The sequence below is a fragment of the Lacticaseibacillus suilingensis genome, from assembly GCF_016861845.1.
Taxonomy (GTDB): domain Bacteria; phylum Bacillota; class Bacilli; order Lactobacillales; family Lactobacillaceae; genus Lacticaseibacillus; species Lacticaseibacillus suilingensis.
In genome coordinates this window covers 85,931-105,368 of the sequence record NZ_BOLV01000002.1, presented here as the reverse complement: position 1 = coordinate 105,368, position 19,438 = coordinate 85,931, and the positions used below count along the sequence as shown (strand labels likewise).

The 19,438-nt window shown below is 54.2% G+C and carries 20 protein-coding genes, 1 tRNA gene and 1 other annotated feature; of the genes, 16 read left to right on the top strand and 5 right to left on the bottom strand.

Features of this window, described 5'->3' with window-relative positions; translation table 11 throughout:
• Complete coding sequence (locus tag JUF11_RS01890; RefSeq protein ID WP_204118071.1) at positions 1-2,607, bottom strand: YfhO family protein; 2,607 nt, start codon at positions 2,605-2,607, stop codon at positions 1-3.
• 173 nt (positions 2,608-2,780) lie between these two features.
• Here JUF11_RS01890 and JUF11_RS01885 point away from each other — a divergent pair, with 173 nt between their 5' ends.
• The 5 genes from JUF11_RS01885 to JUF11_RS01865 all read left to right on the top strand — a co-directional run bounded on the left by JUF11_RS01885 (position 2,781) and on the right by JUF11_RS01865 (position 7,374).
• A complete protein-coding gene (locus tag JUF11_RS01885) occupies positions 2,781-4,901 on the top strand; it encodes a peptidoglycan D,D-transpeptidase FtsI family protein (protein ID WP_204118070.1) in 2,121 nt (706 codons plus the stop codon).
• Positions 4,902-5,054: 153 nt separating this feature from the next.
• On the top strand, positions 5,055-5,732 hold the full coding sequence (locus JUF11_RS01880; RefSeq protein ID WP_204118069.1) for a rhomboid family intramembrane serine protease: 678 nt from the start codon (positions 5,055-5,057) through the stop codon (positions 5,730-5,732).
• Positions 5,732-5,986: a YqgQ family protein gene (locus JUF11_RS01875; RefSeq protein ID WP_203632141.1), complete on the top strand. Its 255-nt coding sequence runs from the start codon at positions 5,732-5,734 to the stop codon at positions 5,984-5,986. Before JUF11_RS01880 ends, JUF11_RS01875 begins: the two co-directional genes overlap by 1 nt.
• The gene (locus tag JUF11_RS01870) at positions 5,958-6,917 is read left to right on the top strand and encodes an ROK family glucokinase (RefSeq protein WP_204118068.1); all 960 of its coding nucleotides are present in this window, start codon (positions 5,958-5,960) and stop codon (positions 6,915-6,917) included. Before JUF11_RS01875 ends, JUF11_RS01870 begins: the two co-directional genes overlap by 29 nt.
• A 124-nt stretch (positions 6,918-7,041) precedes the next feature.
• On the top strand, positions 7,042-7,374 hold the full coding sequence (locus JUF11_RS01865) for a rhodanese-like domain-containing protein (RefSeq protein WP_373301005.1): 333 nt from the start codon (positions 7,042-7,044) through the stop codon (positions 7,372-7,374).
• 88 nt (positions 7,375-7,462) lie between these two features.
• Here the strand turns inward: JUF11_RS01865 and JUF11_RS01860 are convergent, their stop codons facing one another.
• Positions 7,463-7,642 (bottom strand): DUF3042 family protein, encoded by a 180-nt coding sequence (locus tag JUF11_RS01860; protein ID WP_203632132.1) that lies wholly within the window; start codon positions 7,640-7,642, stop codon positions 7,463-7,465.
• Between the two features lie 53 nt (positions 7,643-7,695).
• On the opposite strand from JUF11_RS01860, the gene miaA reads away from it, so the two are divergent.
• The 4 genes from miaA to glnA all read left to right on the top strand — a co-directional run bounded on the left by miaA (position 7,696) and on the right by glnA (position 11,768).
• Positions 7,696-8,667 carry a tRNA (adenosine(37)-N6)-dimethylallyltransferase MiaA gene (miaA, locus tag JUF11_RS01855; RefSeq protein ID WP_204118067.1) on the top strand — a complete coding sequence of 324 codons (972 nt, stop codon included), beginning with the start codon at positions 7,696-7,698 and terminating at the stop codon, positions 8,665-8,667.
• Complete coding sequence (locus JUF11_RS01850) at positions 8,651-9,916, top strand: methionine gamma-lyase family protein (protein WP_204118066.1); 1,266 nt, start codon at positions 8,651-8,653, stop codon at positions 9,914-9,916. Before miaA ends, JUF11_RS01850 begins: the two co-directional genes overlap by 17 nt.
• 121 nt (positions 9,917-10,037) lie before the next feature.
• Positions 10,038-10,403: a MerR family transcriptional regulator gene (locus tag JUF11_RS01845; protein ID WP_203632126.1), complete on the top strand. Its 366-nt coding sequence runs from the start codon at positions 10,038-10,040 to the stop codon at positions 10,401-10,403.
• Between the two features lie 24 nt (positions 10,404-10,427).
• Complete coding sequence (gene glnA / locus JUF11_RS01840) at positions 10,428-11,768, top strand: type I glutamate--ammonia ligase (RefSeq protein ID WP_204118065.1); 1,341 nt, start codon at positions 10,428-10,430, stop codon at positions 11,766-11,768.
• A 57-nt stretch (positions 11,769-11,825) separates the two neighbouring features.
• Here glnA and JUF11_RS13265 read toward each other — a convergent pair whose 3' ends face one another.
• Positions 11,826-11,948 carry a hypothetical protein gene (locus tag JUF11_RS13265; RefSeq protein ID WP_263852864.1) on the bottom strand — a complete coding sequence of 41 codons (123 nt, stop codon included), beginning with the start codon at positions 11,946-11,948 and terminating at the stop codon, positions 11,826-11,828.
• A gap of 549 nt (positions 11,949-12,497) precedes the next feature.
• Here JUF11_RS13265 and JUF11_RS01835 point away from each other — a divergent pair.
• A complete protein-coding gene (locus tag JUF11_RS01835) occupies positions 12,498-13,067 on the top strand; it encodes a hypothetical protein (RefSeq protein ID WP_204118064.1) in 570 nt (189 codons plus the stop codon).
• Positions 13,068-13,934 carry a patatin-like phospholipase family protein gene (locus JUF11_RS01830; RefSeq protein WP_204118063.1) on the top strand — a complete coding sequence of 289 codons (867 nt, stop codon included), beginning with the start codon at positions 13,068-13,070 and terminating at the stop codon, positions 13,932-13,934.
• Positions 13,935-13,973: 39 nt separating this feature from the next.
• Here the strand turns inward: JUF11_RS01830 and JUF11_RS01825 are convergent.
• A tRNA-Arg gene (locus tag JUF11_RS01825) sits at positions 13,974-14,047 on the bottom strand.
• A gap of 114 nt (positions 14,048-14,161) precedes the next feature.
• Between JUF11_RS01825 and JUF11_RS01820 the strand changes: the two genes are divergently transcribed.
• A complete protein-coding gene (locus tag JUF11_RS01820) occupies positions 14,162-16,558 on the top strand; it encodes a Xaa-Pro dipeptidyl-peptidase (RefSeq protein WP_204118062.1) in 2,397 nt (798 codons plus the stop codon).
• Between the two features lie 134 nt (positions 16,559-16,692).
• On the opposite strand, the gene JUF11_RS01815 is transcribed toward JUF11_RS01820, so the two are convergent.
• Positions 16,693-16,935, bottom strand: coding sequence for a hypothetical protein (locus JUF11_RS01815; RefSeq protein ID WP_204118061.1), 243 nt, complete (start codon positions 16,933-16,935; stop codon positions 16,693-16,695).
• Positions 16,936-17,048: 113 nt separating this feature from the next.
• Positions 17,049-17,118, top strand: a sequence feature (ribosomal protein L21 leader region).
• Positions 17,119-17,146: 28 nt separating this feature from the next.
• Here JUF11_RS01815 and rplU point away from each other — a divergent pair.
• Genes rplU through JUF11_RS01795 form a run of 4 tightly spaced genes read left to right on the top strand, consistent with a single transcriptional unit; the run spans position 17,147 to position 19,278 of the window.
• A complete protein-coding gene (rplU, locus tag JUF11_RS01810) occupies positions 17,147-17,458 on the top strand; it encodes a 50S ribosomal protein L21 (protein WP_054663477.1) in 312 nt (103 codons plus the stop codon).
• Positions 17,459-17,470: 12 nt separating this feature from the next.
• Positions 17,471-17,815: a ribosomal-processing cysteine protease Prp gene (locus JUF11_RS01805; protein WP_125579571.1), complete on the top strand. Its 345-nt coding sequence runs from the start codon at positions 17,471-17,473 to the stop codon at positions 17,813-17,815.
• A 32-nt stretch (positions 17,816-17,847) separates the two neighbouring features.
• A complete protein-coding gene (rpmA, locus tag JUF11_RS01800; protein WP_125579572.1) occupies positions 17,848-18,138 on the top strand; it encodes a 50S ribosomal protein L27 in 291 nt (96 codons plus the stop codon).
• A gap of 60 nt (positions 18,139-18,198) precedes the next feature.
• Positions 18,199-19,278, top strand: a complete 1,080-nt coding sequence (locus tag JUF11_RS01795) for a M24 family metallopeptidase (protein ID WP_204118060.1) — start codon at positions 18,199-18,201, stop codon at positions 19,276-19,278.
• Positions 19,279-19,438 lie beyond the last annotated feature (160 nt).

Below are 19,438 nucleotides of genomic sequence, written 5' to 3'. Positions count from 1 at the left end.
CTACTGGGCATGCCGGCCCAGCGGCAGTAGCCACCACCAGAGGCAGCAGAGCAAGAGGGCGATGACACTGACGCCCACGCCGGCCCAGAAATACGGTGGCGTATAGGTCATGGTTAGCTGATGCTCACCTTTGGTCACGGGAATGGCGAGCATGAAGCCAAGCGCCTTTCTGGCTTTGACGGTTTGCCCATCAACCTTGACGTGCCAGCCGGCGGCATAGGGGATGCTGGTCATTACCACTTGCTTGGCCTTAGCGTTGACTGTGGCGGCGAGTGAGCGGCTCCCGCGCGCGGTGAGGCGCCAGTTGTTGGCCTTCAAGGTGTTGAGCCGAAGCAAGGTGTCAGCTAAGTCCAACCGGAATAATTTGATGTCGGCGAAATCGGCCGAGTCTTTGTTCAGCGTGAAGACCAGGGTTTGCTTGACGCCGGGCGCGCTCGGCGTGACATTAAGCAACTCGCGATCACGGAAGGTGTCGTAAATCGGGACGCTGCGACCGTTTTGGGTCAGGCTGGTGAGGTTGTCAGTGAAGTTGGCGCCGATTTGGAGATAGTACGCATCGGTGGTCGCCGCGGTGAAGGTGTAGGTGACAGTGGTGGCTTCATTGCTGGTGAGGACCGTTTTAGTCACGACACTGCCGCTTTGCGTGCCATGCTTGACTTGCGGGGCGGACAGCGGCTCGACGTTGAACAGATCCGGCGTGCTGGTGCCGGTCAAGCCGCCGAGAATTCGTTCCTGGTTAACAGTCGGCGTCTGGGGCAGCAGTTTCGTTTTAAAGATGTTCTGGCTCGCGGTAAAGCCGAGGGCCAAGGCATAAGGATTGCGGTAGGCGTTCAGGACCTTGGTGTGGCCGACCTGGTCGTAGCGCTGCAGATCCGGCCGGGCCGCGATTTGCGGCATGAAGACGCTGGTCGGGGCACTCAGCCGCGGACTCAGGTAACCTTTGATATTCAGCAAGGCATCCGTAATCACGGTGCCGTTGGTGTAGGCCACAAAATTGTCACCGGCGCTTTGCCCGAGCTCGCCATAAAATTGCGGTTCCGCCGGCTCCAGCATCGAAGAAAATTGATCCGTGCCGAGGTAGCCAATTTGCATGGAATCGTTTTTGCTGCGAAGCACGGTTTTGCCAATGCGGCTGTTAGTGCCGATTTTGGCTTGCAGGGTGTTGATGCCAGCCCGGAGCGCTTCGGTGTACGTATGGTAATCCGAATGGCTGATATCACTTAGTTGATTTAAGGTCAGCACCGCATTACTCCCAGCATCTACCACCATTAACACGCCGATGGCAATGGTGAAGGCCCGGCGCCTTGGCCCATGCAAGCTCAAAAGCATCAGCGCAGCCACACTCAGGCCGGCGGTGATGCCAATGGCGCCGGTGGTGAGGTAACTATAATGATCACGCCGCAAGAACACGGTTAGCGTGAGCGCCGTCATCACGCCGAGTGCAATCAGCAATTGGGTGATGGTGATACCTTTGGGCCGGCGCAGCAGGGCCCGCAGGCTGAGCATCAACAGCCAAAAACAAATGACGAACGAGAAGCGGTAAGGGTACCAGACCGGAAACTGCATGCCATGCCACAGCAGGTCTAGCGGCGCCCAGGTGATGGAGAGCAACAAGAAGCCACTATAGAACCCTGCGGCCAGCCGCTCTTGCCAGCGAATTTCCTTGGTGCAGAAATATAAGATGAAGCCAATCAGGCCAATGCTACCGACAAAGATATTGGCCTCACCACTTGGCATTTGGCCGAAGGAATAGGCGCCAGCAAAAAACTTGCCTAACAGCTTCAGCGGATTAGACTCGAAATGGGTCCATTGAATTTGGGTTTCGGTATAGGTGCCTTTGCTTTGCGCCAGCTGAAAGGCCGTGGGCAACAACAGCCAAGCCGCCAGCCCGGCCGCGAGCAGCCCGCTGGCGGCGAACTGCCGCACGGCACGCCAAGCCTGACTGTGCGGCAGCCGAACTTCAAGCAGGCGAAAGCCGAAGTAGGCGATTAAAAACAGCACCAGCATGTAGGCCATATAGTAGTTGCTGACCATGGCCAAGAGCAGCCAGCCGAGCATCATGAAAGGCCGCTGCCGCTTAATCAGCCGATCGCAGCCCAGCGCAATCAGCGGTAGAAAGACGGCAGCGTCCAACCACATAAGATTGAGCTGGTTGGCCACCATCCAGCCGCATAAGGCATAAGCCGTGCCAAAGCCGACCACCCAACTGCCGCGGGCATGCTGCTTTTGCACATACCAACCCATGGCCAGGCCAGCGGCGCCATACTTGAGTAGGGTCATCACAGTGATGGCCAGATCCAGCATTGTTTTCGGGAACACCAAGGTGATGAGGTTGAACGGACTCATTAAGTAGTAAGCCCAAATGCCTAACGCATCGCCGCCAAGATCTTTGTTGAAAGCATAAAAAAATTGGCCAGGATGGCCGAGCAGCGTTTGGCGATAGTAGCTGTAATAGTCGATGTATTGTTGGCCCATGTCGACGGTCATCACCGAATTATTGCCAAAGGGCCATACTTTGACCGCGATGAAATAACCGGCCATGATGACGACTGGCACCAAAAAAGCGAAAATTAACGGCCGCCGTTTGCGCCATTTGCTCTCTTGCATAAAGGCCTCCTGAACCACGATTTGAACTGGCAGCTGGCAAGGTTAGGAATCGGTAAAATCTTGCGCTAAGCCCGTCAGTTCAACTGCTTTTACTATAACATGATTCGGTAAGGCATGGCGTTTAGCCCTAGATTTTGCTAAACTGCAGAGGATAGAAGAAGGAGTCGAGAACTTTGAAATACATTCGCACGCCGAAGCCCAAGCGCGAGCGCTCGCACATTCCGTTTCGCCTGAACTTGTTATTTTTCTTCGTGTTTTTGCTGCTAGCGGCGCTGGTGGCGCAGTTAGCGTACCTGCAAATCATGAATGGCGCCAAGTTCCGCGCGGATGTTGACAGTACGGATCAGGCGACGGTCACCGGCAGTGTGCCTCGGGGCCAGATCTATGATAGTGAAGGCCGACTGTTGGTGGCGAACTCGGCCAACAATGCGATTGTGTACACCAAAAGTGTTGGCGTTTCGGCGCAAACCATGCGTGACACTGCTGACGAGCTGTCTAAGTATGTCACGATTTCCCTTGATGGCATGCGCAAACGGGACTACGCTGACTATTATCTCGCGGATAAAACCGCTTCTGATGCGGTGCTGAAAAAGCTGTCAGCGGCGATGCAAGCCACGACAGACACAAGCAAACAGTACCAAGCCCAGCTGAGTTACGTGTCGAAACACTTGCCTGATTACTCTGACCGAGAAAAAGACGCCGCCGCGATTTACAAAAAAATGAACGGCGCCACGCAACTCACCACGGTTTACATCAAAGATCAAAACGTGTCTGAGCAAGAAGTGGCAGAAGTCGGCGAACATCTCACCAAAATGCCTGGCATCAGTTTGGGCACAGACTGGGAGCGTTCCTATCCGAACGGTAAATCGATGCTGAGTATCATTGGCACGGTGTCCTCAGAAAAGACCGGGCTACCAGCGGAAACGCTGAATGAATACCTCGCCAACGGCTACGCCCGCAATGATCGGGTCGGCACCAGCTATCTGGAAAAAGAATACGAAAGCATTCTCAAAGGCGCCAAGAGTCGCACTAAGGTAGAAATCGGGCGTGACAACAGCATTGTCAGCTCAACCACCGATTTTCAGGGCCAACAAGGCGCCAACCTGAATTTGACCATCGATTCCGCCTACCAGAAAATGGTGGATGACGATGTGACGAAGGTCTTCAACCAGGCCAAGGCTGCTGGCGAAGCTGGCGTGTCCGATGGGGCCTATGCGGTGGCGATGAATCCCAAAACTGGCGCAATTTTGGCTATTTCTGGGTTGCATCAAAACGTCAAGACACATGAAGTGACCAATGATTCTTTGGGCGTTTTGAACCGGGCGTTCGCCATGGGGTCAATTGCCAAGCCTGCCATGGTGCTAGGGGCGCTGCAAGATGGCGTCATTACCGTGAACAACAATACGCTTGGCGACTCCGCTATTTACTTACCGAATACCCCAGTCAAAAAGTCTGACTATGGGATTGGCAAATTTAGCAGCCTGACCGCGACGAAAGCCTTGGAAGTCTCCTCAAACACCTACATGATGCACCTGGCCATGCTTGAAGGCCACGCGGATTATGTGGCCAATTCGCATTTGTATATGAATAAGGACATTTTCAGCAAGATGCGTGGTTACTTTAATCAATTCGGACTCGGTCAGAAAACTGGCATCGACCTGCCTGGTGAAATTGCCGGGTTGGAAGGGGCTGAATACACCGATGGCCGTTTCAATGTCGGCTCGGCGCTGGACTTGTCCTATGGTAACTTGGATACCTACACGTTGATCCAAGCCATTCAATATGTCAGCACTATCGCCAACAATGGCTACCGGATGAAACCGTATATTGTGAAGAGTGTCAGCCAAACCCTCAGTGATGGCAGTTCAGGGCCAATTTTGAGCACGACCACGCCAACGGTGTTGTCCAAAATCAAGAATAACCAGGACCAAATCAACTTGGTTAAGCAGGGGATGTGGCAAGTGGTGCACGGCACCAGCGGTTATGCGACTGGGACGGCGCTGCAAAGCCTCAATCCTGGCGTGGCTGGGAAAACTGGGACGGCGCAAACCTTCACGCGCACTGATCCGGAAAATTCGAATTCAACTCAGGTCGAAGCCATCACCCAAAGTTTCATTGGTTATGCTCCAGCGAGCGATCCGCAAGTGGCAATCGCCATCGTGGTGCCTAACGTCAGCAAGATGTCTTCATGGGCGTATGATATTGCGAAGTTAATGTTCCAGGATTACTACAAGCTCTATAAGGTGCCAACGCAGAAGAATTATTCGGTTCATCAAAAGACCGCCAATGGTTGAGCGGCTAGGCAATCAGCGGAAATAATGCTACACTGATTTGTGAAACTTGGACATGTTCTGTTGTTGTGCGCACCGGCCGCTCCCAAGTTGGTTGGGTAGCGGTTTTTTATTGCATGACGTTGACCTAGTTTGATTCAGAAAGGAGCCACCCCTTTGCACAGTTCTGGCTACCGCAGACTTGCTAACCAGCCTTTTGTCACTTATGGCTTGCTTGGCATTACCGTGTTGGTTTACCTGCTTGAAACGCTGGCTGGTGGCAGTACTGATACCATGGTGCTGCTTCAGTTCGGCGCGCGCTACAACCTGCTGATTGAAGCAGGCCAGTGGTGGCGGTTGATTACGCCGATTTTTGTCCACATCGGCTTGATGCACATTGTCGTCAATGGCGTCACGCTGTACTACCTGGGCATGTTGACTGAACGCATTTTTGGCCACTGGCGTTTTTTTGTGGTGTACCTGCTGTCAGGTATCACCGGCAACCTAGCGAGCGCGGTGTTTAATTCAACCGGGCTAGCGGCCGGCGCCTCGACTTCGCTGTTTGGGCTGATGGGGGCATTTCTGATGCTCTATGATACCTTCCGCGATGATCCGCAAATCACGGCGTTAGCCAAGCAGTTCATTTTACTGGCGGGCTTGAACTTGGTGATGGATCTGTTCATGAGCGGCGTTGATATTTGGGGTCACATTGGCGGGTTTGTTGGCGGCTTCTTGATTGCGACAGTGCTTGGGGTTCCGCGTTTCACCAGCAGCCGGGTGCGCCAAGTGATCGCTGCCGTAGTATTGGTCGTGGCCTCAGGCGCGATGGTGTGGGCCGCTTTCGGGGCATTCTGATGAAGACTTTTTATGACGTTTTGCAATTACTCAAGCGCTACGGCACCTACGTTCACGTCGGTGAGCGGCTGTGGGATATCGAATTGGCAGCGGTGGAAGTGGATCGCCTTCACAAAGCCCAGCTGATTGATGATAAAACCTATGCCTCAGCCAAAATCGTGCTCCGACACGAACATGCTCAAGAGGAGAAGCATCCTTTAATTCAAACACATGGAGGAAACAATCATGGCGGACAAGAAACTGATGGGCGTTGATTTAGGCGGTACCACCTGCAAGTTTGCAATTTTAACCGAAGACGGTGAAATTCAACAACGGTGGAGTATTGACACGAATATTTTGGATGAAGGCAGCCACATCATCCCTGATATCATCGCGTCTATCCAAGACCACTTGAAGCTTTATGACATGAGCGCAGCTGATTTCCAAGGCATCGGCATGGGTACCCCAGGGACAGTTGATCCTGCCCAAGGCACCGTCATTGGCGCCTACAACCTAAACTGGAAGACCATGCAGTATCCCAAGCGCGACATTGAAGCGGCCACTGGCATTCCGTTTGCGATCGACAACGACGTCAACGTGGCAGCGATGGGCGAACAGTGGAAAGGCGCCGGCGACAAGTCCGACAACGTGACGCTGGTGGCTTTGGGCACCGGGATTGGTGCCGGCATTGTGTCCGATGGCATCTTGCTGCATGGTGCGGCAGGTTCTGCCGGTGAAGTCGGCCATGTGACCGTCCAACCAGACGGCTACATGTGCACCTGCGGCAAGCGCGGCTGCTTGGAGACTGTTGCTTCCGCCACCGGGATTGTGCATGTGGCGCGCGACATGGCCGAAGAATTTGCTGGCGACTCCCGCTTGAAGCAGATTTTGGATGATGGCGAAGATATCTCCAGTAAGATTGTCTTCGACTGCGCCCAGGCTGGTGACAAGCTGGCTTTGATGATTGTCGATAAAGTGTGCTACTACCTTGGCCTTGGCTTGGGGAACATTGGGAACATGCTGAACCCTGAATTTCTGCTGATTGGCGGCGGCGTTTCCGCAGCCGGCGACTTCTTGCTGACGCGGGTCCAGAAGTATTTCAACGAATTTACTTTCCCGAATGTGCGCAACACTACGCACCTGCGTTTGGCCACTTTGGGCAATACCGCCGGTGTGGTGGGGGCCGCTAGCTTGGCTCGCGCATAAAGAACATTAGCATTAAAAAATCAGGGCGAAGAGTCTGTTAAGGAGCGAATTTGTAATGGGGAACTTGTTGCTGGTTGTTGTTGGGATTGGGCTGGTCGTCTGGGCCGCCAACTATTTGTATCAAATGTGGCAGAAGTCACGGCTCAAAGCGGTCGGCGGCGAAATGACGCCGGAAGACTTTGAAGCGACGATGCGCAAGGCACAGATCATCGATCTGCGGGAAAAAGGCGACTTTGACGCCGGCCATATCCTGGGCGCCCGCAATCTGCCATACACGCAGTTAAAGCAGCGCCAAGTGGAACTGCGCAAGGACTTGCCGGTTTATCTCTATGATTTAACCGGTGCCATGTCCGTGCGCGCGGCACGCAAGCTGCGCAAAGAAGGCTTCCAGCATCTGTACTTCCTCAAGGGCGGTTATGATAACTGGTCCGGCAAAACGAAAAAACGCGAAGCATAATGAAAAAGACGTGGCTGTTTGCGATTGCAAACAGGCACGTCTTTTGCGTTTTGAGTGAACCAACCCCCTCGCTAGGAGCGAGGTAGCGTTAGCCTTGGTGCGCAGCGTGAGATTTGCGGTTGGCCTTGCGGCGGTTAGCATTGATCTCATCAACTTTTTCTTCAACGGGTTCGATGTAAGACTTTTTGAATGTTAACACCGCACCGGCAACGGCGCCGGCCGCAGCCACAATTCCGAACAGGAACCCAGTCGCAAATTTGTGTTTCATAAAAATCCCTCCAATATATCGAACTTAAGTGCTAACTACATTATACTTGATATATGACATTGAGCGGGAATAATTCTAACCAAACGCAAGTATTAATGATCGGGGGCCCGACTGCTACCGGCAAAAGTGCCTTGGCCGTGGCTTTGGCCAAGCAATTTGACGGTGAAGTCATCAATGGGGACGCCTATCAAATCTATCAGGGCATGGATATTGGCACGGCCAAAGTGACAGCGGCGGAGCAAGGCGGAATCCCTCATCATCTGCTGGATATCGTGCCGCCAAATGCTAGTTTTTCTGCGGCTGAATTTCAGCATCGGGCCGAAGCGGCGATCGCTGACATTGCCAGACGCGGTAAGCTACCGATTGTGGTGGGCGGGACGGGCTTTTACCTGAATGCGCTAAGGCTGGGCTTGCCGCTGGGCACCCAGGCCGCTTCACCAAGCCGGGTGCGCTGGCAAGCGGCGTTAGCGGCTCATGATGAAGCCTGGCTGTGGCACCAATTGGCCGCTCAAGATCCGGCCGCGGCGGCCAAAATTCCCGCCGGCAACTCACGGCGGGTGATCAGAGCGCTAGAAGTGATTGAGCAAACCGGTCAGCTGTTTTCGGCCCAGCCACCCAGCACCCCGCAATACGATACTTTGGTCTTGGCCCTCACCACGGAGCGGGCGACTTTGTATGACCGGATTAATACGCGGGTGGTGGCCATGCTTAACGCGGGCTTAGTGGCCGAAGTGCAAGCCGTGTTGGCGCAGGCGCCGCCGCCGACGGCTCAGGCGCTGCAGGCCATAGGCTACAAGGAACTGCTCCCATATTTGGCCGGAGAGCAGTCCTTAGCGGCGGCCACAGCGCTGATTCAGCAACATTCACGGCATTATGCCAAACGACAATTAACGTATTTTCGCCATCAGATGCCGGCCCACTGGCTGGATCTGATTGCTGATCCCAAGGCGCCTGCGCAAGCGGCGGCTTTGGTTTCAGCGTGGCGCATTCAAGGAGGAGTACATTCAAATGAAGTGGCAAGATAAATTTGATCCCAAATTAATGGCAACGGTGGCCGAAGTCGATGAGCAAATCGCTCCGCGGCTGGCAGCGATTGATGATCAGGTGCTGACCAATGAGGCGAAGGTGCTAGACAGCTTTCGCGCGCATGAGGTCGCGGAAAGCGACCTGATCAGTTCCACCGGCTATGGTGACAGCGATGTCGGCCGGGATAAGTTGGAAGCCATTTACGCCGATGTGCTCAGCGGTGGGGCGCCATATGCGGACGCTTTGGTGCGGCCCCAGTTCGTCTCTGGTACCCACACGATTGGCGTGGCGATGCTGGGGCTGGTGCGGCCTGGTGATGAAATCCTTTATATCACCGGCGCGCCTTATGACACCTTGCAGGAAGTACTGGGAATGGCCGGCAATGGTATCGGCAGTCCCAAAGAATACGGAATCAAAGCGGATTATGTGCCGTTGAAAGCCGATGGTAGTGCCGATTTGCCTGCCATTCAAAAGCGCATTCGGCCAGAAACCAAGGTGATCACGATTCAGCGCTCGCGTGGCTACGCGACCCGCGAGTCCTTTACCGTGGCCAAAATCGCCGAAATGATCAAAGCCGTGCGGGCGGTCAAGCCTGACGTCTGGGTGTTCATCGACAATGCCTATGGCGAATTTTCCGAACCGATCGAACCGCTGCAAGTCGGCGCTGACCTGATGGCTGGTTCCTTAATCAAAAATGCCGGCGGCGGCATGGCCAAGTCCGGGGGCTACATTGTGGGCCGCAAAGACCTGGTTGAGCGGGTGTCCTATCGCATGACTGTGCCAGGCATTGGTGGCGCTGAAGGCGCGACCTACGGCAACTTGGCCGATATGTATCAAGGCTTCTTCATCGCGCCGCAAGTCACCGGTGGCGCAATCAAAGGCGCCATCTTTGAAGCTGCACTGCTGGCGAAATTAGGCTTGCAGGTCAGCCCAAGCTGGGATGCGCCGCGGACGGACTTGATTCAAACCGTCAACTTCGGCAACCCCAAAGACATGACCGCCTTTGCCAAGGCCGTGCAGCAGAACTCACCAATTGACGCCTTCGTGACCCCAATCGCCGAGGAAATGACCGGTTATGAAGATAAGGTCATTATGGCCGCCGGGAACTTCGTCGAAGGCTCCACCATTGAGTACTCCGCTGATGGCCCGATGCGGCCGCCATACACCTTGTATATGCAAGGCGGGTTGACCTACGCCCATGCCAAGCTCGCCACCATCGGCGCAGCCCAGGCCACATTTTTCAATTAAACCGGAAAGATTCGGCAGCCGCCGAATCTTTTTTGATGAATGTTAGAAAAACTGACATCAGCCGTTGACGCCTGGTTTTGAAGTTGGTAGTCTGGTACACGTGATAAAGGGGGCCAGGCTGATGCCAGACATCGATGACATTCGCACCCGCCCAGTCTTGCCGATCGGGACGGTGATGGCGTTAACCGATTTGACTGCGCGTCAGATTCGGTACTACGAAGCACAGGGCTTGATCAAAACCGAGCGGACGGCGGGCAATCACCGACTGTATTCCTTGAACAATATCGACGCGTTGCTCGAAATCAGCACCCAGCTGAAAGACGGCTTCACGATTGCCGATATCAAACAGCAGCGCCATCCGCGCCACCGCCAGCCACTCAGCGACGAAGAAGTGCGGCGCATGCTGCGTGAGGAATTGCTCAATCAGGGTCGACTGAATCCAAGCGGACCGGATCAGCCGACTCAAGGTTTCGGATTTCGTCCGTAATGGGAAGGGAAAAGGAGCGACTTCATGGCTAAACAAGCGATTACTGCTGATATGATTCGGCAGAGCGTCAAAGAGCAAAACGTTGAATTTTTACGGTTGATGTTCACCGACATCAACGGCATCATCAAAAACGTCGAGGTGCCGGTTTCGCAATTAGAGAAGGTCCTAGCCAACAAAATGACCTTTGATGGCTCCTCCATCGATGGCTTTGTCCGCATCGAAGAAAGTGACATGCTGCTGTTCCCTGATTTGAACACCTGGCTGCTTTTCCCTTGGGAAAACGACGGCGGCAAGATTGCGCGGTTGATTTGCAGTGTGCATACGCCCGACGGTGAACCTTTTGTCGGCGACCCCCGGAACAATCTGATTCGGGTGATGGAAGATGCGCATAAGGCTGGCTACACTGCCTTTAACATTGGCCCGGAGCCAGAATTTTTCTTATTCAAGCTGGATGAAAATGGCGAACCTTCCTTGAAGTTGAATGATAAGGGCTCCTATTTTGACTTTGCCCCGCTTGATTTAGGGGAAAACTGCCGGCGCGATATCGTGCTGGAATTGGAAAAAATGGGCTTCGAAGTGGAAGCTTCGCACCATGAAGTGGCCCCAGGTCAGCATGAAATCGACTTCAAGTACGCCGACGCGGTAGATGCCGCCGATAATATTCAGACTTTTAAGCTGGTGGTGAAGTCCATTGCCCGCAAGCATGGCTTGTATGCGACCTTCATGCCCAAGCCTTTGCAAGGCATTAACGGCTCAGGGATGCACATCAACATGTCCTTGTTTAATGAACAGGGCAATGCCTTCTACGATGCCGATGCCGATGAAAAACTGAGCCCAGTGGCGATGCATTTTCTCGCCGGTCTGCTGGCCCATGCGCGCGGCTTGACGGCTATCAACAACCCCACCGTTAACTCTTACAAACGCTTGGTTCCTGGCTATGAAGCGCCTGTTTACATCGCGTGGTCTGGCACTAACCGCAGTCCACTGATTCGAGTGCCACAATCTCGTGGCCTAGGGACGCGGCTGGAAATGCGGTCCGTTGATCCAACGGCCAACCCATACCTCGCGATTGCGGCGATTCTGGAGGCCGGCCTCGATGGTGTGCGCAACCAGCTGGATCCGGAAGATGCGGTGGATCGTAACATCTACTCGATGCAAGATACCGAACGCAAAGCCAACCACATCCAAGACTTACCTTCGACGCTGCATAACGCATTGAAGGCGTTGGCTTCGGACCAAGTGGTCAAAAATGCGCTGGGTGAGCATCTGTTCCGCAGTTTCACGGATTCCAAAGACCTGGAGTGGGCGGCTTATCGGCAAAGTGTTTCTGAATGGGAACGCAGCCAGTACCTCGAACTCTACTAAGCCAAACCAAACAAAAAAAGCCGGAGGGAAAACTTTTCCCTCCGGCTTTTGCTGTGCTTAGCGTGAAAGCTGAGCCACGGCTTGTTCAATCGTCGCGCCACGACCAATGTGAGTTTGGTTGGCAGGATCGATTGCGATAAATTGTTGCGTATTGGTATCTAATTGAATTCTGTATTTCATGTGTATTACCTCCATTCGATCACGCATGAATGGTCGTTCAGTAGCGATGAAATAACTATACTATATTTTAGTAAGCAAGTCAAAAGAAAACCTTCTAGTGGCGTAAAATCAGTCGGAAGTCGTAGAGAACCGGAGCAGAGCAGAACGAGCTAAGGCCTCACCGCCGCAACCAGGTAGCAATGCCTTGAGCTAGGCGACTCATCGGCCTAACGCCGCCCTCCACAGGCTTTAGATGCGCTCCGGTCGGTAACGCTCGGGCGCATAGCTATGCTCCGATCCTCAGCGGCAAAGTGCGCCGCTAATGCTCAGAGCTAGGCTATTCGTCGAGCTGAGTGCGGCCGCCCTCAGCAGCCTTTAGTTACGCTACGGTCGGCAAAGCCGGACTGTCCAGCTACGGTCAGGCCCTCGAAGGCCAAAAGCGCCTTCAATGCCCTGACCTAGGCTAGCCATCCGGCCAAGCCCGCCGCCCTTCGCAGCCTTTGAGAAAGGTTTTTTGCGCCAGCGGGCTGGGTGTGCGAAGATAGAACACAAAGAAACGGAGGCCATGACATGGAAGAGGAAACCAAAGAAACACGAGACTTGAAAGGCGCCTTGATCACCGGAATCGTGGGGGTCATCCTCGCAGTGCTGCTGATGGTGGCGCATCAGGTGATCTGGGGGGTGCTGACGCTGGTGTTGGTGGCGGCAATCGTCTGGCACATTCTGCACCAGCCAGCGGCCAAGCCAGGGCTGCCGTCGGATCGCGCCACCATTACTGAACTCGAACAAAAGAACGGGCATCTGCCTTTGGATTGGGAGCCAATCACCAGCGCTTCCGCTGCAGAAAGCTTGCTCACGGAAAAAGTGGGCGATTTCGGCTGGCACACTGAAAGTGGCACCGTGGCGGTGTCTTCACCGATTCAATTCGTCGTGACCAGTCAGGACGGTCAGCGCTATGTGGTCTTCGCCACTGGTGAGTATACGGCAGCCCCAGTTGAAGGCCAGGCAAACACTGAAACCTCAGCGGATAAAACCGTCGCTGCAAGTGAGACCTCGGCAAATGATGCCGCGGCTGCTGCGCCGGCCCCAAGTGACCTAGCAGAATCGACGTCGACCCAACGCGAATCAGAGGTGAAGTAAATGTATCGAGCAGCATTAATTTTGGAAGGCGGGGCTTTGCGTGGTCAGTACACCGCCGGGGTGTTGGACACGTTTCTGAAGCATGACATCCACTTTGAACTGGTGGTTGGCGTGTCAGCCGGGGCACTGTGTGGGACGAACTACTTGTCTGAGCAGATTGGCCGCACCAATACCATCAACACCAAACACCGCCAAGATAAAAATTATATTTCTCTGCGGCGCGCCTTTAAACGCCAGGACATTATCAATCTTGATTATCTTTTTGCTCCGCATAGCGGCGATTGGGAGAACTTTGATGAGCGGACGTACCGCAGCTCAACCAGCGAATTTGTCGTGGTTGCAACGGCGCTGGCTTCCGGCCAGGCAGTGTACTTTAGGCATCCGCAAGGGCGCGACCTCGTGGCAGATTTGAAAGCCAGCTCCGCGATGCCGTTCATTTCGGCGCCGGCGGTCACGAATGCTGGCGTCTGCCTGGATGGTGGGATTGCCGATTCCATTCCGTTTGCTTATGCCCAAAAGCGCGGTTTTGATCAAATCGTGGTGGTCCGCACCAGAGAACGGACTTACCGCAAGAACCCGACGAGCGCCGTATTACGCCGCGCTTATCAGCACAGTTTTGCCGAGTATCCGGCTTTTGCGAGCACCGCCAGCGCCCGGCCGGAGATGTATAACCAGCAGGCCGCCCAGCTTCAGCAACTGGAGCAGCAGGGCCAGGTCTTTGTCATTGCCCCACAAGAGCCGGTCACCGTTGGCCGCCTGGAGCGTGATGTCAACAAATTAACCGCCTTGCATCAAACCGGGATGGCAGAGGCCGAAGCGGCGCTGCCAGGGATGCAGGCATATCTATCTCACGCATCAGAAGATTAAAAAAACCCGCAAATTTGCGGGTTTTTCTTAGCTCAAAAGTGCGATAGCCGAGATTCGAACTCGGGACCGATGGTTTAGAAGACCATTGCTCTATCCAACTGAGCTACTATCGCAGCACGCTTTCCATTATACGAACGGGCATTGAGGCCTGTCAATCACTGCTTGGCTTGAAAGGCGGCGGTGAGTCGTCTAGACTGAAAGAAATGAAGAAGAAATGAGGAATTGCTTTGAAACTCAATCAATTTGGCCGCGTCACCGTCAGCTTTGACCAGCAATGCCAGGAACTGACTGCCATCGGCTTTAACGTGACGCTGGACCAACCATTAGCCGCAGTCGCCAGCGCGGCCTATGCTAAGCTTTTTCCAGAAGCATTGTCGAATACGGCCAAGGCGCAGGCGTTAGCTGCGGTGGCCGCCACGGCCAAGCTGGATTTAGGGGCGTGGCTGGCCACTAAGCCAACCACCATCAGCCGCGAAATCTTTTATGCGGTTGCCTTGCAGCTCTTGGGGTTTGAACCCCTGACCGACTATCCGCTTGATGATGCCCTGGGTTTTATGGCCAAAACTCAGCTCCCAGTCGTTGACGATGCGATTGAGTCCGCGGCCGACTTTTACGCGGCGTTGTATTTGCTGCTGTGCACGCGCACAAAGCACTTGGTCAACTACTTGGATGATTTGGCCAATCGCGGCTTCTATCAGGACTTCCAAGCGGGGAAGGCCAAACCGGAGTATCTCTTCTTCAACGGTAAAGCCCAGGCAGTGTTTGATGCGCGCCACTTGCGTCGTGAAGTGGTGTGGGTGGAATCGGACTTGGACACCGACGAGGATGGCAAGCGTGACATGCTGGAAGTGACCATTTTCCGGCCCGCTGCCACGGATCACGGCGTTAAAATGCCGGTGCTGTTCACGGCCAATCCTTATTTCCATGGCACCAACGATGTCGATTGGATCACCCACAAGCCCGATCCCACGCTGGCGGTGAAGACTCACTCGCACACGCGCGCTGACGTCACGGCAAAAGTACCGGCGCCTACCGATTTGCCTCATCAACCCGTGAACGGCGAAAGCACCACCGCCGAAGTTTACGGCGATGAAAATGGTATCTACATGTTCAATGACTTTATGCTGCCGCGGGGCTTCGTGACGGTGTACTCCGGTGGGGTCGGGACCCGCGGTTCAGATGGTGTCCGCAGCACCGGCGGTCAAAGCGAAACCGATTCCGCCGTGGCGGTGATTGAATGGTTGACCGGCCAGCGCAAGGCCTTCACCAACCGCACCGATGGCATCGAAATCAAAGCCTGGTGGAGCAATGGTAAAGTGGCCATGACTGGGAAGTCTTACCTAGGGACGCTGTCGATTGCCGCTGCCACCAGTGGCGTGGCGGGACTGAAAACCGTGATCTCCGAGTCTGCCATTTCCTCTTGGTACGATTACTACCGGGAAAACGGCTTGGTCGTTGCGCCAGGCGGTTTCCAAGGGGAAGACGCCGATGTGCTGGCGGTGGATACTTTCTCGCGGCAGAAACAAACAGGCGATTACCTGAAAATTAAGCCGACCTGGGACCGTGCTTTGGCGCAAATCACCGCCGATCAAGATCGTCAAACTGGCGATTACAGTGCCTGGTGGGATGAGCGTAACTATCGCAACCACTTGCAAGACATTCGTTGCGATGTCGTGATTGAACATGGCCTCAACGACTGGAACGTCAAACCGGCTAACGCTATTCGCTTCTGGAATGGCCTGCGGGATTTGCCCATCAATAAGAAGTTATTCCTGCATCAAGGCCAACATACTTACTTGGACAACATCCGCTCGCTGGACTTCGCTGACCAATTAAATTTGTGGCTGTCCTATGAATTGCTCGGCGTTGACAACAATGCGCCAGCCACCTTGCCGAACGTCACGGTGCAGGATAACGTGACCCCGGAAACCTGGCACACGTACGAAGATTTTGGCGCACCGGCCAGTGACCATGAGGTGAAGCCCCTGAACTTGGCCGCGGATTTCAAAGCGCCGCGGGCCAGCTTTGCCGACAATGCCACGAGTATTTTCACCGCGGCGCATTCGAATTCTGATGAATTCGAAGCAGACATCATCAAACCAGACTCGCGCTACAATGACGCGCGTCTTTGGTTAGGTTTGCCAGCGTTCGGCACAGCCGTCACCTTGGAAGGCGTCCCGCATCTGAAGCTGCGGCTGTGGATTGATCAACCAACGGCCATTTTGTCGGTGCGGTTAGTCGACGTGGGGGATGCGTTGCGCTTCACGCCAGTAGCCAGTGCAGTTGATCCAGCCGGCTGGCAACTCGGCTATGATTTTAAAACGGCTTCGATTTTGGAGTTCAAACCGGAAAAACAGCCGTCTGCCAGCAAGCTGGTCAGCTTCGGCCATGTCAACGTGCAAAACCAGCACAACGCGTATGAAAATGTGCCGGTGGTGCCGGGCCAACCCTTCACCGTCGAGTTCGACTTGCAGCCAACGCATTTGAACTTGCCGGCCAGTCGACATCTGGCGCTGATCATTCATGGTGCAGATATGGCGCAGACCCAGCGAACCGAAGCGGTGGTTAATTTCCACGTTGATCTGGCGCAAAGTGAATTGCTGTTGCCTTTACGAACGAAATAACAAGAAAAATCGGCTTCTCGCAATGCTAGCGAAAGGCCGATTTGTTTTTGGACTCGAATTGATGATAGCGCTGGTGGTATACTGAAGGTCCTTGGCAGGGGCAGGGTTCGATTGCAGTTTGATCGAGCCTTTTTCTATTTCGTCTGGCGGAAATAATAGCGCAGACCGTACAAGCCGCCAATCATGGCCAGCATCCATAAGCCGTATAGCAAACTGAAGCCGCCGAAGCCCCAGAATTTGAGACTGAGGCCGAATAAAATGACCCACAAGCAGCCGGCCACCACGAGATTCAAGGGTTGATGCAAGCGCGCCGTGGTGATCAGGAGCAAGCCTGCCGAAATCAAATAGATCAAAGCAATCAACAAAGCAACCAACACGATCCACCTCCTGAAGGTAGTATACCGGCCAAGTGCGGCGGCGACAATCCCTACCGCCAAGACTTGCGCTGGCGGGTTTTCTTTGGTACAATCTGAACGTTGTATTTGTCACCCCTCAACTGCAACCGCACAACGTCAGGTTTTTAAGCGTAGCACCTGACTTGGCGAGTACTCAGGGGAAAAAGCCTACGGGCAACAGGAGGTGCACAAGATGTACGCAATTATCAAAACCGGTGGTAAGCAATACAAGGCTGAAGTCGGTGAAGCACTTTACGTCGAGAAGCTCGATGTTGAAGAAGGCAAGACAGTTACATTCGACCAAGTCATTTTGGTCGGCGGCGAAGGCGATGCCAAGATTGGCACACCAACGATCGACGGTGCAACGGTCACTGGTAAAGTTGAGAAGCAAGGGCGCGAAAAGAAGGTTGTTACCTACAAGTACAAGCCTAAGAAGCATCAACACCAGAAGAAGGGCCACCGTCAGCCATATACGAAAGTGGTTATCGACGCGATCAACGCCTAACAAGGAGTTCGCATGATCAAAGCGATTTTTACGCGGGACGCGCAAGGCGAAATCAGCCATTTTAGCTTAACCGGCCATGCCGATTCAGGTGATTACGGGCATGATTTGGTCTGTAGCGCGGTTTCAGCCGTCAGTATCGGCGCTGTCAATGGCATCGAAGCGTTAGCCGGCTTTCAGCCGGATGTGGACGCAGATGAGGTCAACGGCGGGCACCTAGTTTTGGCGCTGGAACAACCAGTGAATGGTGAACAGGAGCATATCGCACAGATTCTCCTTGAGAATTTGCTGTTATCCCTGACCAGCATTGAAGAAAATTACGGCGATTATCTGCACGTCACAACCCAGCAACAAGCCTGATTCAATATTCGATACTCGGAGGTGTACAACTTATGTTAAAGATGAATTTGCAGTTCTTCTCTCACCACAAAGGTGGCGGTTCGACTTCAAACGGTCGTAACTCTGCCGGTCGCCGGCTTGGCAGCAAGCGTGCCGACGGTCAATTCGTTAAGGCTGGTAACATCTTGTACCGTCAGCGCGGTACCAAGATTCACCCAGGCGTTAACGTCGGCCGTGGCGGCGATGATACTTTGTTTGCAACCGCAGATGGCGTTGTGAAATTCGAACGCCTTGGCCGCGATAAGAAACAAGTATCTGTTTATCCAGCAGCAAAAGCTGAATAATCCTGAACGCTCCGGAGACGGGGCGTTTTTTGTATGTCTTTGGGAAAATGGAGGGATGACATGACCCGTTTAACCAATTTACAAGCGCAGCTCACACCCCTGAAGCTTGATGCCTTACTGGTGTCAGACCCAGTGAACGTCACGTATCTGACCGGTTTCACTGGCGATGAGAGTGCGCTCTTGGTCAGCGCTGAAAAGGCCTGGCTCATCACCGATTCACGCTTTACGGAACAGGTGAAGCAAGAAGTAACCGATGCCGAAATGGTGCTGCATGAACATGGGCTGTTTGCGGAAGCCGGCAGCTTGGCCCAAGCGCATGGCCTTAGGACCGTGGGCTTTGAGGCGGAGACGCTGACCTATGCGGACTTTGCGAAGCTGCCTCAGGGCCTGAACTGGCAACCGACCCAAAATGTCGTGGCGCAGCTGCGCGAAGTCAAAGACGAACACGAACTAGCGCTCATCAAGCGTGCTATCGCGATTGCGGAATCGGGCTATCAGCATGTGTTGGCGACGATTAAGCCAGGGATGACCGAGCTTGAAGTTGCCACCGACCTGGACTTTTTCATGCGTCAGCAGGGCGCTAGCGGGACCTCGTTTGAAACCATTGTGGCCAGTGGTGCGCGCGCGGCAATGCCACATGGTGCCGCCACCGCCAAAAAGATTGAAGCTGGCGATGTGGTGACCTTAGACTGGGGCTGTGTTTACCAAGGCTATGTTTCGGATATCACCCGGACCTTTGCGGTGGGTGAACCTGATCCTAAGCTCAAAGCCATTTACAAGATTGTGGCTGAATGCAACCAGGCCACGGCGAAGATGATGGCCCCAGGCGTGTTAGGCAAAACCATTAACGACTTTGCCCATGGGTTCATTGACCAAGCCGGCTATGGCCAGTACTTCGGGCATGGCACCGGGCATGGCATCGGCCTATCGATTCACGAAGGGCCAGGCGCCTGGGGGCCGTATCGGGATGTGCCGCAAGCCATTGGTAATGTGGAAACCGACGAACCTGGTATTTACGTCCCAGATTTAGGCGGCGTGCGGGTCGAAGACGACCTGTTGATCACCGCGGCGGGGGCGCAGTATCTCACCACCCCGGCGCCCAGTGAGTTATTGATTGTGCCAGTGCAAGATCAGACCTGAGAGAAAATGGCTTGGTATCAGGCTGCGGAAGGTGGCCGCTCTTAGCCCAATGAATAGCCTAGCTCAAGGCATTGCCGGCGCGCTTTGCCGGTGAGGCCTTGAGCGTAGCTATTCACTTGGGCGTTGGCCACCTGGAGCGCAACTACAAATGGGGCGCTAA